Here is a 12,680-nt window from a genome sequence, read left to right as displayed (position 1 = left end):
AGCAAGGCCGAAGGGCGGACAAAGGTTTGTCGAAAGGTTGCGCCGCAACTGATTATTGTGGCGGATCAGCATCTTGCGACGGCAGCCTGCCGTGATGATTCACGGTGGTTTGTGAATAGGCGTCATGGCCATAAAGCCAGGCCAGCCGCCGCAAATGGCCATGGCTGCCCTGGGCGGCAATGACCAGATCACGGCCCAGGGTGAGCGGCCGGGGCAGGTGAAAGATCGTGCCATTGCTCAGGCTGGTGCGGGCGACGCGGGCGACGCGCGGCTGGCGCAACTGCTGGTATCGGGCCAAGGCGGCTTCGGCGCTGGGCTGGCCGATCAGGAGTGGTGCGAGGACGGCGGCATCTTCAATGCCCATGGCAGCGCCCTGGGCCTGGAACGGCACCATGGCGTGGGCGGCGTCGCCAAGGAGGCCAATATTGCCGGCATGCCAGTGGGGGGTGCTGACCGTGCAGAGGGGCCAGGGTGTCCAGCTGTCGCCGGCAGCGCTGAGCAGGCTGGCGATAAGCGGGCTGTCGACCCTGGCGCCGTGCAGTGGCGGCACGCCGGCGCTGGCCGGGGGGGCGGCCTTGACGAACAGGGCAATGTTGACCTGCTGGCGATGCGGCAGTGGATAGCAGACCAGATGATAGCCGGGGCCGAACAGCACCGAGACGCGATCAAGCGCCAACCGGCCGGTGACCGAATCGAAGGGCAGCAGGGTGCGCCAGGCGACGCGTTGGCGATCAAGCGCTTCGGGCCCATGGAGCAGGGTACGCCGGGTCTGTGAATGGACGCCATCGGCGCCGATGAAGGCGCGCCCGCGACTGGTGCGCGACTGACCATCGGCCAGGTCAATCGAGACGGTGACGCCGTGGGCATGGGAAACGGCATCCCAGTTGCGCACGCCAAACAGCACATCGATATTGGCGAAGCGTCGGGTGGCCTGGTAGAGCGCCTCGGCCAGATCGGCGCGGTGCATGACTGCATAGGGGGCGCCGAATTTTTCGCGCATGAGCTGGCCCAGGGCCAGGGTCACCAGGGGCGTGGCGCGGCCATAGGGAATAATGTCGATGCCGCCGGGTTCGAGGCTATGCGCCGTTATGGCGGTATCCAGACCGAGCCGGTCGAGGACTAGGCGTGCGTTGGGACTGACCTGCAGCCCGGCGCCGAATTCGGAAATGGCGGAATTGCGCTCCAGCACCACGACCGAGGCGCCGCCCTGGGCCAGTGCCAGAGCCAGGGTCAGGCCGCTAATGCCAGCGCCGGCTATATAGTAGATCTGGCCGGTGCCCGGCATGTCAGCTCGGGCTCAGGCAGCGTCGGCCTGATAGACCGCCGAGAGCGGGCTGGCGGTGCCGGCGGCCAGCCGTGAGTTGAACACGTAGAGTGTCGAGCAGTACGGGCAGACGATTTCGCTGTCCTTGCCCATATCGATATAGACATGGGGATGATCGAACGGGGGCAGGGCGCCGATGCACTGGAATTCCTTGGACCCAACCTCGATCTGCCGGAGACCCTCGGTATTGTGGAAGTGGGGCGTAGTGCCGTGTGCCATGGAAAAGAACCCGGTGCGGTGATTTGATTTGGCCGGACCTTAGTGCAAGGCTGGGGGCAAGGGAAGGCTCCTGCAAACCAAACGACACTTGATTTTGCGGGCCAATCCCGCAAACACAGCCGCTCGGCGCGCGCGAACAGGATCTGGTACCCGATATGCCCAATTTTCTATCCGACGGACTGACCCTGAACTACGCCATCGCCGGCGACGGACCGCCAGTGCTGTGCATTCACGGCTTTGCCTCGAGCGGGCAGGTCAACTGGGTGGATGTGGGCTGGGTGGAGACGCTGGTCGAGGCGGGCTATCAGGCGATAACGCTGGATAATCGCGGGCATGGCGAGTCGGACAAGCCGCATGATCCCGAGCGCTATCACCCCCAGGACATGGCGCAAGACGGCGTGGCGCTGCTCGATCATCTGGGCATCAAGACAGCCGCTGTGCTGGGTTATTCGATGGGTGCACGGATCGCCGCCTTCATGGCGTTTGCCCATGCTGAGCGGGTCAGTTGTATCATCCTGGGTGGGATGGGGATGAATTTGATCAATGGGCTCAGCGACGGCAATGACATCATCGCCGGGCTGCGGGCGCCATCGCTGGAGGGGCTGACGCATCCGACAGCGCGGCAGTTCCGAATATTTGCCGATCACACCAATTCGGATCGTGAAGCGCTGGCGGCCTGCATGGAAACCTCGCGCGCACCAATGGCGCGCGCCGATGTCCGGCGCATCAATGTGCCGGCGCTGGTGGCAGTGGGTGAAAAGGATGCCATGGCTGGTCCTCCCGGACCGCTAGCCAATCTATTGCCGCAGGGGGAAGCCTTTGTCATCCCCAAGCGCGACCATATGCGGTCGACAGGCGACAAGGCGTTCAAGGACGCCGGCCTGGCGTTTCTGGGCAGGAATTTTCCTGCGAACAGGCATTCGTGAACCAGGGAGTGCGCGCAGGCTTTGTCTTGGAGCAGAAAATGGCCTATATCGGTGGCCTACGATGAAGCGGAGCCGCGCCATGACGTCTAGCGCCAAGACAAAGTCCCAGACCTCCTCCCAGATCAAATCGGTTGATCCGGTGTGGGAAGCGGTGCGGACGGGTGCGCAGCAAATTCTGGCGGCAGAGCCGTCGTTGGCCGGTCTGGTCGTATCGACGGTGCTCAACCACGACACGTTCGAGCAGGCCCTGGCGCATCGGCTGGCGGCGCGACTGGATCATACCGATATGTCATCGGATCTGATCCGGCAGGCGTTTGCCGAAATCCTGGTGGATGCCCCCGAGATCGGGGCCAATGCCCGCGCCGATCTGGCGGCGACACTGGAGCGCGATCCGGCCTGTAACCGGGCCGTGGAGCCATTGCTGTTTTTCAAGGGCTATCACGCCATCCAGACGCATCGTTTTGCCCATGCCATGTTCAAGGCGGGGCGGGGCGATTTTGCGCTCTATTTGCAGAGTCGCTCCAGCCAGGTGTTTCAGGTCGATATCAATCCGGCCGTGGTAATCGGCAGGGGCATCATGCTTGATCATGGTACCGGGCTGGTGATCGGCGAGACGGCGGTGGTGGGCGATAATGTTTCGCTGCTGCAGGGCGTGACCCTGGGCGGCACCGGCAAGGCCGATCAGGATCGACACCCCAAGATTGGCAATGGCGTGCTGATTGGCGCCGGCGCCAAGGTACTGGGCAATATCAAGATTGGCGATTGCTCGCGGATCGGGGCCGGTTCGGTGGTGCTCAAGGAAGTGCCGCCGCGGGTGACCGTGGCGGGCGTTCCGGCCAAGGTGATCGGTGAAGCCGGCTGTGCCCAGCCAGCGCTGGTGATGGACCAGATGGTGCTGGTCCATGATAGGAACGGCTAGCGCCGCAAGGCAGTGCTGGCGGTTGTCACCGGTAAAATGCCGTGCAACAGGGTTGTATGCGAGGCCGTGGTGACTAGATTGCCGGCACAAACCAAACCAGCAGGACATCGACCGTGAACCATCCCGAGATCATCAAGCTACAGAAATTTCTGCAGGTGAAGTTCAACAATCCCAATATCGATGTGCGGCCGCGCCCCAAGCTCAACGATTCGGTGGAGGTCTATATCGGCGATGAGTCGATCGGGCTGATCCACCTGGACGACGAAGATGGCGACAAGTCCTACATCTTCAACATGTCGATCCTGGATATCGACCTGGAAGACATCGAATAGCGTTCAATTGGCGCCAATGCGGCTGAGCCATTGCGCCATCTCGCCATCGAACTGGCGCCACGATTGCAGCGCCGTGGCGTCAAACGCGTAGACGACCGCCATGCCGCTGGGCAGATAGACGGTGCGCACGCATTGTTCCGATCCCGCGCCATCCGCTGCTGCCAGACATTTTGCCACAAACGGGTTCGGTGAGAGGGCGTCATACCAGACGCTCTCGCCGGCATAGCCGTTTTCGTCCCGCATCGGCTTGCCGACCAGGCCGGGGACGCCACCGAGCGTGGCTCCCGTGAACTGGTGCACGTAGACACGATCGAGCAGGCTGGCACTGGTGCGGACCCGGCTGCGGGGCAGCAGCGTCACGTTGACAGGCAGGGCTGCGCCATCACTGGCCGTGAGCATGACCTGCAGATCGATCTGATTGGTGAAACCATCGCGCAGCTGCTCGCCATAGCGGAACCAGCTGGTCGGAATGGCGAGTTCGCGCCCGGCAATGGTCTGGGTGATCGGATTGCCATCAGTCAGGGCAGGCACCGCCGCGCGGGTTTGACGCCCCAATTCATCAATCAGATAGGCGGCGCCGACCGCCAGCAGCAGCAGCAGAACGGTGATGCCAGCCATGTTGTAGGCGAGCCCCGGCGCGGCATGGCCCTTGGCCGCGGGGGCCGGTTGCGAACTCATTGCCTGCATTAACCAAAATCGATGAGGAGAGGTGACAGATGATTGGGCGGTCAATATGCTTAATAAAGGGTTAAGTACGGCAGTCGACGTGACGCCGAATGATGAGGCAGATCGGCATGTTCAAGGAATTGCTACCACTATACCTGATCGGGGTAGGGCTTTGCCTGTCGGGCGCCGGGACGCACCTGTATCAGTGGCTGGGCAAGCAACAGGCCATGCTGCGCTATGACGGCAAGACCGTTGTCGGCATGATGGGCAATCTGGTCATGAGTTTTGTGTGCGGCCCCTACATCATGCTGCAATTGGGCTGGCGGCAGGAGGAGGGCGGCGCGCTGTCGATGAGCTCGGCGATGGTGTCGTCCGTGGTGGCCTTTGGCTGGGCCTTCATCACCGGCTTGATGTTCATGGGGGCCTATGTGTCCCTGATCCATTAGGCGCGCATGCTGCCGGTCGTCACCCGGCAGCGCTCAGGCGCCGAAAGCAATGAGGCCAGCTTCGTAAACCGAAGCTGGCCTCATTCATCAGACCCCTATCAGGGATAGGCTAGGGCGGGGTCCGGAACTGGTCGGGGCGCTAGTTGATCCCGGCGGTGGCAACCACCACTTCTCGATTGTCGATCATGTCGACCCACTGGCCGGCATTGGCCTGGGACTGGCGCTTGATGAACTGGTAGGGCGTGGCACTCCACAGGTCGATCGAGCCGACCTGGTTGTCGAGTACCAGGTCGCCGCGGTCGGTACGCGCCATCAGCACCGCATGGCCTTCGCCATTGGCCTGCTTGACCACGGCGATCAGCAGGGTGCTGGCGGGCCAGCCGGCATTGATCAGCTCACGACGCTTGGCCAGCACATAGTCTTCGCAATCGCCATAGCCATTGGGATAGGTCCAGAATTCGGTGACCTGATAGAGATCCTGATCGGTCACCGGGACCACGGTGGCGTTGACCTGGGCATTGACGTGCAGCAATTGCAGCCAGAGCGTCTCGGTCAGGGCGATGGATGGCACGATCTGGGCATTGGGGCGACATTCGTCGGGCCGGCTCTGGCAGAACTCGGCATGGCCAATGGGAATGCTGGTGGTGCCGGCATGGGTCTGTACGAAAGCGACGTTGGTGGTATCGATTGCCACGGTCGGCGTGACAAGCAGCGCCAGTGCGACAATGGCGCCGAGTAGTGCCGATCCCAGTCCCTGATTGTTGGTGTACATTGCGTGATCTCCCTGATGGAGACCACGTTAGAGAGGCCGACTTGCCCCGATGCGAAAACTGCCGAGTAGTTTTTATGCGTATTTTATCGATTGGATTGGCGACCGATTAACCATGCGGGCCAGGGGCTTGAACCGATTGGTTCAGGGCCGGATTGCAGCCCGGACGGCGGCATAGACCGCATCGTCCTGATGGGGCCCCTGGCGGCACTGCTTGGAGCCGATGTGGACGGTATCGGTCGCGGCCAGGCGGCTGGAGCGCAAGGCAAAATCGCGCTGCACCAGCGTGCCGGGCAGCGAATGCCAGTTCTGATGGTGGGCCATGACCGTGTGACCGTCAGCATCGATCACCAGCATGGTGACGCACACATTGTCATCGTCGTAGCGATCGTGATTGGTCAATTGCTGGGTGAGGCGCAGCCGTCCGGTTGCCAGATCGATGGCAATGGTCATATCGACCCACTGGTTGCGCTTCCAATCCCATCTCTGGTGGTAGGGTGGGCAGGCCAGCTCAGCGCCGCGCCTGTCGCAGCTGGCGATGTCGAATTGCTGCCAGGCATAGTCTTGCCAGTCGGCGCGGCCCTCGGCAGTGACGGGATGAATGAACAGCAGGCAGAGCAGCGCGATCAGCAGGCCCGCTGCACGCACCGGCCGCGCCGATACCATCAGTGCATGCGTAGGTTTTGCTGCACCACCGTCAACATTTCCTGCGCCGAAATGAACTCGACCGCGACGCCATTCTGGAAGTGACGGGCGACCCGGGCCCGCATGCGGCCCAGCGCAACATTGGTGCCGACAGAGGGCCGTACATCCAGTTCGATGGCGGCGCCGGACAGCGAAATGTCGATGATCTTGCAATTGTAGCGCCGGCCATCGTCGAGCACGACGGTGGAATGGCGGATGTCGGGCACGACGCGCTCATGGCGGCGATCTTCTGGCAGGCCCAGAACATCCTTATTGGCCAGCCAGGTCAGCTGGGCGGCCATCTTGTCGCGTTTGCGCGGCGATGCGGCCAGATCCATGACAAATCCGCCGTCGATCTGGCTGAGGATGACGCCCTCGATGCGGCCAATCAGATCGAGATAGGCGATGACCTTTTCGCCGACGCCGCCAGCAGCTGGTGCGATGACAACCGCATCACCCGGCGACATTTCAAGGACCTGGCAGGGGAACTCGCGGCGGTCGGCCAGCATATAGCGACCAAGCACAGAAACCTGCACCCGTTGGTACTTCCCGGCGGTCGCAACGGTGCGGGCCGGCGCAACGAATCGTGGTGAGGGGAGATCGTCGCTAAGCATACTGACCGCTAAACCCGTTATAGTTGAACTACAGGCTATCGGGTCTTGGTTAACGCAAGGTTTTGTCTGGCCGATATTTGCGCGGCCAATACCGCGCAAAATGTCCCATTTTTGTTGGCGGTCTGCTTACTGACGTCCACCGTCGATGACGGCCAGATGTGCATAGCGCCGCGCGGTGCGGCCAAACACCATTGCGGGCATGGCCATTGGTGCGGTCTGGCTGGAATAGGCGGTGTCGGGACCGACATTGGTGGCCACTTCGCGCACCCGGTCTTCCTGGGCAATATCGTCTGGCCAGATCAGGCGCAGGCCGGTAATGCGCTGCTCCATGATGGGCTGCACGCCGAGCCAATAGGGCTCGTCCAGCGCAGTCATGGCGCCGAGCAGACGGGTATGGGTGGAGCCGTTATGACGCAGCGGCATCAGGATGGTCTCAAAGCTGACCTTGGTGTGCAGGGCAGTGGTGCCCTGGAACGTCACCAGGGCGACGGCGTGATCTTCAGTCACTGCCCGGATCAGGGTGTCCATGGCGTCGCCGTCACGCTCGTGCCAGAGGGCGGAGAACGAACGCCCCTTGAGTTCGCGGCAATAGCTGGTGCACAAGTGCGAGCCGGCCAGACGGAAGGAGAACCGCTCGCTCTCATCGAGTTCGAGAATGAACGTATTGGCCAGCGCCTCACGGATCTGCGTGGGATCAATGTCCTTGCGCTCGGGGGCACTGCGAGAGCCACGAATGGCATTCCAATAGTCGTAGAGCGTCTTGCTGCTCGTTTTCTGCATAGTTCCTGACCCGCCAATCGTGCATCCACGTTCCCCCCTGATGGAACGCTTCTGCGATAGGGCCACTTTTGCAAAATCACACGGCAAAAGCGCTCTTAAAGAACAGTTAAGGTTAACGTGGGTGTCCCAATGTGGAAAAGAACGCTGGAAGCCGCAGCCCGTCAGCGAGTCGGAGTGAAATGATGTCTGAACAAGGTTCATCGCCGGAAATTATCCCGCCAGCCGGGCGCGAGCCGGTGTTCCTGTTGCCGGGGGCGGTAACGGCGATGATCGGGGTGCTGGTGGCCATTCATCTGGCGTCAACCTTAGCGCTTAACCCGGACGGGATGCTGCAGCTGATGTTCTGGTTTGCCTTTCAGCCGCTGCGAATCGTGGCGGCGACAGCTGATCCGATGCTGGGGGTGCCCCTGCTGTGGACCCCCTTCAGCCATGCGCTGCTGCATGGAAGCTGGGACCATCTGGTGTTTAACGCTGTGTGGTTTGCGATCTTTGCGACGCCGGTGACGCGGCGCTATGGATCAGGAGCGATGCTGGCCATTTTCATGGTATCGGCCGCGGCGGGCGCTGCGTTCTTTGCCGCGACCTCGCTTTATACCGGCGCCTATCTGATCGGCGCCTCGGGCGGTGTGTCGGGCCTGACGGGCGCGGCGGTGCGGTTTGTGTTCCAGCCGGTCATCGTGGCCGTTGATCCCGAAACCGGTCGGCGTGTGGTCGTCGGCCGCAAGCTTGCCGGTCTGCGTGAGATGTGGAGTGACGGGCGCACGCGCAGTTTCGTGCTCATCTGGGTGGCGCTGAATGCCGCCGTGCCGCTGCTGCCGATGTTCACCGGCGCCGAGGTCGCGGTGGCGTGGCAGGCTCATCTCGGCGGCTTTATCGCTGGAATCCTGCTGGTCGGGCTGTTCGAGCGCCGCAGCTAGGAGGGGGTACCGTAGACCTCACGGGGGTCAAACAGCCGTGGCAAGCCAGTGTCCTGCAGCGTGGCAGTGTCACCCGAAACACTGGCCCGGCGGTAGAAGCAGGATTTGCGTCCAGTGTGGCAGGCCGCGCCCCGCCCGGTCTGGTTGACGACGAGCACGATGGCGTCCTGATCGCAGTCGGTGCGCAACTCGACCACCTGCTGGGTTTCGCCCGAGGTTTCGCCCTTTTTCCAGAGCTTGCCGCGCGAGCGTGACCAGTAATGGGCGACGCCGGTTTGCAGCGTCAGCGCCAGGGCTTCGGCATTCATGTGGGCCAGCATGAGCACATCATTGCTGCCCGCTTCCACGGTAACGACCGTGACCAACCCTGCCGCATCAAAGCGCGGCGCAAAATCGGTGCCCTCTTCGAGCTGGTCGTGGGTCAGGGCCGTGGGATCGGCAAAGGAAATGCTCATCGCGTTATTCTCGCCCGTTTTCGCCTGATATTGCAGTGGGTCAGCGCGTGCCGGTCATGGCGAAGAAACGATCCTGCTCCACCCGGTCTTCGGCGAAAACGCCGGTGAAACGGTGAGTGACAGTGGAAGCGCCGTGGGCCCGGACGCCACGCATGGACATGCACATGTGCTCTGCTTCGAGCATGACCGCGGCGCCGCGCGGATTGAGGTGCTCGTTGATGGCGTCCACGATCTGGGCGGTCAGGTTTTCCTGGGTCTGCAGGCGACGGGCAAACACTTCCACCAGCCGGGCCAGCTTGGAGAGGCCGACCACCCCATCATGGGGCAGGTAGGCGATGTGGGCCTTGCCGACGAAGGGCACCATGTGGTGCTCGCAATGGGAATTGAACGGGATATCCCTGACCAGCACGATATCGTCGTAGCCGCCTACTTCCTTGAAGGTCTTGGAGAGCACTGCGCCAGCGTCCTGCTCATAGCCGGCAAAGAACTCGTCATAGGCGCGGATGACGCGGCCCGGGGTTTCGAGCAGGCCTTCGCGGCTTGGGTCATCGCCGGCCCAGGCGATCAGGGTGCGCACGGCAGCTTCGGCTTCGGCCCGGCTGGGACGACGGGGCTTGGCGGCCTCGACAGGCAGGCCGTTCAGCAGGTTGACGCGGGCGTCCATGGTCGGTTCCTTTTCGCTCTGATGCGCATTGGATGCGCCAAGCGTGGATTGGTTCCTCAAGGCCGTGTTACTGTGCGTGGCGGCCCGCCAGAAGCTCCCCTATATAGGGGGCTGAGGCGAGAGCGACAAGAAACAGAATTGTGCGTTTGATGGAACTAAGCGATCTCTATTCCCAGAAGATCCTCGATCTTGCGGGAAATGCCCTGCAGCCGGCGCGGCTGGACCATCCTGACGGCAGTGCGCGCAAGGTCAGCCGGGTGTGTGGCTCGGTGATCGAAGTTGATGTGGGCATCGAGCAGGGGATCATTGCTGCCTATGGGCACGATGTGTCGGCCTGCGCGCTGGGCCAGACCTCGGCTGCCGTGGTGGCGCGCGAGATCGTTGGCACACCGGTGGCCGAATTCCGGCAACTGCGCGAGCAAATGCACGCCATGCTCAAGCAGAATGGTGCGCCGCCTGTCGGCAAATGGAGCGATTTGCGGTTTCTCGAGCCGGTGCGGGAATATCCGGCGCGGCACATGTCGACGCTGCTGGTGTTTGATGCAGTGGTTGCGGCAATCGAAAAAGCCGAGTCCGCAGAATCGGTTGTGGTGGATCGCTGATGGATCGATTCATCGACATGTTCTGGCGGGTGGTCGATCTGCCGTTCAAGTTTGCGGCAGTGCTGCTGATCACCATCTACCGCTACACGCTGTCGGCGTTTGCCGGGCGGACATGCCGGCACCTGCCCAGCTGTTCGGAATATACCGGCCAGGCGATCTGGAAGTTCGGGTTCTGGCCGGGTGGATGGATAGGGCTGGCCCGGTTCGTGCGCTGTCGACCGGGCGGCACGGATGGCTATGACCCGGTGCCCGAGCGCCTGCCACAGACCGCCCGCTGGTATCGGCCATGGACATATGGGCGCTGGAAATAATTGTCAGTCGTGCTAGACAGGCGCCCTTGCTGCAGCAAAGGCAGCATTACCCCAATTTCTGGAGAGCCAAAATGACGATCAAGGTGACGTTTCCCGACGGTGCAGCTCGCGACTATCCGCGTGGCACCACCGGGACCACCATCGTCGAATCCATCTCCAAGAGCCTGGCCAAGAAGACTGTGGCCATGCGCTGGAACGGTGTGCTCAGCGATCTGTCTGATGCGCCCGAGGCCGACGGCAAGATCGAATTCGTGACGCGCGACAGCGGCTCCAAGGATGTTCTGGAGCTGATCCGGCACGATGCGGCGCATGTGCTGGCCGAAGCGGTGCAGGAGCTGTGGCCGACGACGCAGGTCACGATCGGCCCGGTGATCGAGAACGGCTTCTACTACGATTTCAAGCGCGACGAGCCGTTCTCGGAAGAGGATTTCCCGGCCATCGAGAAGAAGATGGCCGAGATCATCAATCGTGGCGCCGCCTTCAGCAAGGAAATCTGGACCCGCGACCAGGCCAAGGATTTCTTTGCCACGCGCGGCGAGGCCTTCAAGGTGGAGCTGGTCGATGCCATTCCGGCTGACCAGTCGCTCAAAATGTACAAGCAGGGCCAGTGGATCGATCTGTGCCGTGGGCCGCATATGCGCACGGTCAAGGATGTCGGTACGGCCTTCAAGCTGACCAAGGTGGCCGGGGCTTATTGGCGCGGCGACAGCAATAATCCGGTGCTCAGCCGCATCTATGGGACGGCCTTTGCCACCAGGGAAGAACTCGACGCCTATTTGCACATGGTGGAGGAGGCCGAAAAGCGCGACCATCGCAAGATCGGCCAAGAGATGGATCTCTATCATTTCCAGTCCGAGGCGCAGGGCAGCGTGTTCTGGCACCCCAAGGGCTTTGTGCTGTTCAACCAGATGGAGGCCTATATCCGCCGCCGGCTGGACAAGGCGGGCTATCAGGAAGTGAAGACCCCGCAACTGATGAGCTCCAAGTTCTGGGAGCAGTCGGGCCACTGGGGCAAATACCGCGAAAATATGTTCGTGGTACCCGACGAAGTGCCCGGGACCGAGGATGAAGGTCCGGTGCTGAGCGGCACGGGCGAGTTGATGGCGCTCAAGCCAATGAACTGCCCGGCGCATGTGCAGATCTTCAACCAGGGCATCAAGTCTTACCGCGATCTACCGCTGCGCATGGCCGAATTTGGCTGTTGCCACCGCAATGAAGCGCATGGCGCGCTGCATGGTTTGATGCGCGTGCGGCAGATGACGCAGGACGACGCGCATATCTTCTGCCGCGAAGACCAGATCCAGAGCGAAACCGAGCATTTCGTGCATCTGCTGTATTCGGTCTATGGCCATATGGGCTTTGACAATGTGGTCATCAAACTGGCGACGCGGCCGGAAAACTTTGGTGGCACCATTGAGCGCTGGGACGCGGCCGAGAAGGCGCTGGGCGATGCCCTGCGTGCGACAGGCTATGACTTCGAGATCGCCGAAGGCGAAGGCGCGTTCTATGCGCCCAAGCTGGAATTCCACCTCAAGGACGCCATTGGCCGGAGCTGGCAGGTGGGGACGCTGCAGCTCGACTATGTGCTGCCGGAACGGCTGGACGCGACCTATGTCGCCGAAGACGGCACGCGGCACTTCGCGGTGATGCTGCACCGGGCGATCCTGGGGTCGCTGGAACGCTTTATCGGCATGCTGATCGAAAACTATGCCGGGCGGATGCCGATGTGGCTGGCACCGACCCAGGTCGTGGTGGCGACCATCGTGTCGGAAGCTGACGAGTATGCCGAAAAGCTGGTGAGCCAGCTCAAGGCGGCCGGCATTCGGGTTGAGCTCGACGTGCGCAACCAGAAGATCAACTACAAGGTACGCGAGCATTCGGTGGGCAAGGTGCCGTTGATGTTTGTGGTGGGCAAGCGCGAAGCCGAGGAGGGGACCGTGTCGGTCCGTCGCCTGGGCACTGAAGGCCAGAAGGTCGAGCCGTTCATGGATGCCCTGGTGGCCGTGATGGCCGAAGCGACCCCGCCTGACCTCAAAGAAAAGGCGGCCTGAG

At 62.1% G+C, this 12,680-nt stretch carries 17 protein-coding genes; 8 read left to right on the top strand and 9 right to left on the bottom strand.

Features of this window, described 5'->3' with window-relative positions:
- Window positions 1-52: 52 nt before the first annotated feature.
- Together ABFY71_RS05410 and ABFY71_RS05405 are read right to left on the bottom strand one after the other, a co-directional pair.
- Complete coding sequence (locus tag ABFY71_RS05410) at window positions 53-1,285, bottom strand: FAD-dependent monooxygenase (protein ID WP_347945025.1); 1,233 nt, start codon at window positions 1,283-1,285, stop codon at window positions 53-55.
- Window positions 1,286-1,297: 12 nt separating this feature from the next.
- On the bottom strand, window positions 1,298-1,543 hold the full coding sequence (locus tag ABFY71_RS05405; RefSeq protein ID WP_305579566.1) for a zinc-finger domain-containing protein: 246 nt from the start codon (window positions 1,541-1,543) through the stop codon (window positions 1,298-1,300).
- A 155-nt stretch (window positions 1,544-1,698) separates the two neighbouring features.
- Here ABFY71_RS05405 and ABFY71_RS05400 point away from each other — a divergent pair, with 155 nt between their 5' ends.
- The 3 genes from ABFY71_RS05400 (at window position 1,699) to ABFY71_RS05390 (ending at window position 3,720) form a co-directional block, all read left to right on the top strand.
- Entirely contained in the window at window positions 1,699-2,469 is a 771-nt protein-coding gene (locus ABFY71_RS05400; protein ID WP_347945024.1) for an alpha/beta fold hydrolase, read from the top strand.
- Window positions 2,470-2,548: 79 nt separating this feature from the next.
- A complete protein-coding gene (cysE, locus tag ABFY71_RS05395; protein ID WP_347945023.1) occupies window positions 2,549-3,388 on the top strand; it encodes a serine O-acetyltransferase in 840 nt (279 codons plus the stop codon).
- A 113-nt stretch (window positions 3,389-3,501) separates the two neighbouring features.
- Window positions 3,502-3,720 carry a DUF3126 family protein gene (locus ABFY71_RS05390; RefSeq protein WP_305579563.1) on the top strand — a complete coding sequence of 73 codons (219 nt, stop codon included), beginning with the start codon at window positions 3,502-3,504 and terminating at the stop codon, window positions 3,718-3,720.
- Between the two features lie 3 nt (window positions 3,721-3,723).
- Here the strand turns inward: ABFY71_RS05390 and ABFY71_RS05385 are convergent, their stop codons facing one another.
- Complete coding sequence (locus ABFY71_RS05385; RefSeq protein WP_347945022.1) at window positions 3,724-4,398, bottom strand: hypothetical protein; 675 nt, start codon at window positions 4,396-4,398, stop codon at window positions 3,724-3,726.
- A gap of 98 nt (window positions 4,399-4,496) precedes the next feature.
- On the opposite strand from ABFY71_RS05385, the gene ABFY71_RS05380 reads away from it, so the two are divergent.
- Window positions 4,497-4,832, top strand: coding sequence for a DUF6949 family protein (locus ABFY71_RS05380; RefSeq protein WP_305579561.1), 336 nt, complete (start codon window positions 4,497-4,499; stop codon window positions 4,830-4,832).
- A 139-nt stretch (window positions 4,833-4,971) separates the two neighbouring features.
- On the opposite strand, the gene ABFY71_RS05375 is transcribed toward ABFY71_RS05380, so the two are convergent.
- The 4 genes from ABFY71_RS05375 to ABFY71_RS05360 form a co-directional block, all read right to left on the bottom strand.
- Window positions 4,972-5,604, bottom strand: coding sequence for a transglutaminase-like cysteine peptidase (locus ABFY71_RS05375; protein ID WP_347945021.1), 633 nt, complete (start codon window positions 5,602-5,604; stop codon window positions 4,972-4,974).
- A gap of 141 nt (window positions 5,605-5,745) precedes the next feature.
- The gene (locus ABFY71_RS05370; RefSeq protein WP_347945020.1) at window positions 5,746-6,249 is read right to left on the bottom strand and encodes a hypothetical protein; all 504 of its coding nucleotides are present in this window, start codon (window positions 6,247-6,249) and stop codon (window positions 5,746-5,748) included.
- A 17-nt stretch (window positions 6,250-6,266) separates the two neighbouring features.
- Window positions 6,267-6,794 (bottom strand): PilZ domain-containing protein, encoded by a 528-nt coding sequence (locus tag ABFY71_RS05365; protein ID WP_305579570.1) that lies wholly within the window; start codon window positions 6,792-6,794, stop codon window positions 6,267-6,269.
- Between the two features lie 231 nt (window positions 6,795-7,025).
- Window positions 7,026-7,679 (bottom strand): PAS domain-containing protein, encoded by a 654-nt coding sequence (locus ABFY71_RS05360; protein WP_305579558.1) that lies wholly within the window; start codon window positions 7,677-7,679, stop codon window positions 7,026-7,028.
- A gap of 182 nt (window positions 7,680-7,861) precedes the next feature.
- Here ABFY71_RS05360 and ABFY71_RS05355 point away from each other — a divergent pair, with 182 nt between their 5' ends.
- Window positions 7,862-8,596, top strand: a complete 735-nt coding sequence (locus ABFY71_RS05355; RefSeq protein ID WP_347945019.1) for a rhomboid family intramembrane serine protease — start codon at window positions 7,862-7,864, stop codon at window positions 8,594-8,596.
- On the opposite strand, the gene hisI is transcribed toward ABFY71_RS05355, so the two are convergent.
- Window positions 8,593-9,051, bottom strand: a complete 459-nt coding sequence (hisI, locus tag ABFY71_RS05350) for a phosphoribosyl-AMP cyclohydrolase (protein WP_347945018.1) — start codon at window positions 9,049-9,051, stop codon at window positions 8,593-8,595. The two genes, ABFY71_RS05355 and hisI, sit on opposite strands and share 4 nt — an antisense overlap.
- Before the next feature lie 40 nt (window positions 9,052-9,091).
- The gene (gene folE / locus ABFY71_RS05345) at window positions 9,092-9,715 is read right to left on the bottom strand and encodes a GTP cyclohydrolase I FolE (protein ID WP_347945017.1); all 624 of its coding nucleotides are present in this window, start codon (window positions 9,713-9,715) and stop codon (window positions 9,092-9,094) included.
- Between the two features lie 149 nt (window positions 9,716-9,864).
- Between folE and ABFY71_RS05340 the strand changes: the two genes are divergently transcribed.
- From ABFY71_RS05340 to thrS, 3 genes are all read left to right on the top strand, one after another.
- Complete coding sequence (locus tag ABFY71_RS05340; protein WP_347945016.1) at window positions 9,865-10,317, top strand: iron-sulfur cluster assembly scaffold protein; 453 nt, start codon at window positions 9,865-9,867, stop codon at window positions 10,315-10,317.
- Window positions 10,317-10,628, top strand: a complete 312-nt coding sequence (gene yidD, locus ABFY71_RS05335; RefSeq protein ID WP_347945015.1) for a membrane protein insertion efficiency factor YidD — start codon at window positions 10,317-10,319, stop codon at window positions 10,626-10,628. Before ABFY71_RS05340 ends, yidD begins: the two co-directional genes overlap by 1 nt.
- A 71-nt stretch (window positions 10,629-10,699) precedes the next feature.
- Window positions 10,700-12,679, top strand: coding sequence for a threonine--tRNA ligase (thrS, locus tag ABFY71_RS05330; protein ID WP_347945014.1), 1,980 nt, complete (start codon window positions 10,700-10,702; stop codon window positions 12,677-12,679).
- Window position 12,680: the final 1 nt, after the last annotated feature.

The organism is Devosia alba (assembly GCF_039938915.1).
GTDB classification, from domain to species: domain Bacteria; phylum Pseudomonadota; class Alphaproteobacteria; order Rhizobiales; family Devosiaceae; genus Devosia; species Devosia alba.
This window is presented reverse-complemented; position numbering and strand designations above follow the sequence as displayed.

Coding starts and splice junctions, on each gene's coding strand:
- ABFY71_RS05375 (WP_347945021.1), bottom strand. CDS start 5,604: ATGTACACCAACAATCAGGGACTGGGATCGGCACTACTCGGCGCCATT.
- ABFY71_RS05410 (WP_347945025.1), bottom strand. CDS start 1,285: ATGCCGGGCACCGGCCAGATCTACTATATAGCCGGCGCTGGCATTAGC.
- ABFY71_RS05340 (WP_347945016.1), top strand. CDS start 9,865: ATGGAACTAAGCGATCTCTATTCCCAGAAGATCCTCGATCTTGCGGGA.
- folE (WP_347945017.1), bottom strand. CDS start 9,715: ATGGACGCCCGCGTCAACCTGCTGAACGGCCTGCCTGTCGAGGCCGCC.
- ABFY71_RS05360 (WP_305579558.1), bottom strand. CDS start 7,679: ATGCAGAAAACGAGCAGCAAGACGCTCTACGACTATTGGAATGCCATT.
- ABFY71_RS05380 (WP_305579561.1), top strand. CDS start 4,497: ATGATGAGGCAGATCGGCATGTTCAAGGAATTGCTACCACTATACCTG.
- ABFY71_RS05385 (WP_347945022.1), bottom strand. CDS start 4,398: ATGAGTTCGCAACCGGCCCCCGCGGCCAAGGGCCATGCCGCGCCGGGG.
- ABFY71_RS05400 (WP_347945024.1), top strand. CDS start 1,699: ATGCCCAATTTTCTATCCGACGGACTGACCCTGAACTACGCCATCGCC.
- ABFY71_RS05365 (WP_305579570.1), bottom strand. CDS start 6,794: ATGCTGGCCGACCGCCGCGAGTTCCCCTGCCAGGTCCTTGAAATGTCG.
- ABFY71_RS05355 (WP_347945019.1), top strand. CDS start 7,862: ATGTCTGAACAAGGTTCATCGCCGGAAATTATCCCGCCAGCCGGGCGC.
- thrS (WP_347945014.1), top strand. CDS start 10,700: ATGACGATCAAGGTGACGTTTCCCGACGGTGCAGCTCGCGACTATCCG.
- hisI (WP_347945018.1), bottom strand. CDS start 9,051: ATGAGCATTTCCTTTGCCGATCCCACGGCCCTGACCCACGACCAGCTC.
- yidD (WP_347945015.1), top strand. CDS start 10,317: ATGGATCGATTCATCGACATGTTCTGGCGGGTGGTCGATCTGCCGTTC.
- ABFY71_RS05405 (WP_305579566.1), bottom strand. CDS start 1,543: ATGGCACACGGCACTACGCCCCACTTCCACAATACCGAGGGTCTCCGG.
- cysE (WP_347945023.1), top strand. CDS start 2,549: ATGACGTCTAGCGCCAAGACAAAGTCCCAGACCTCCTCCCAGATCAAA.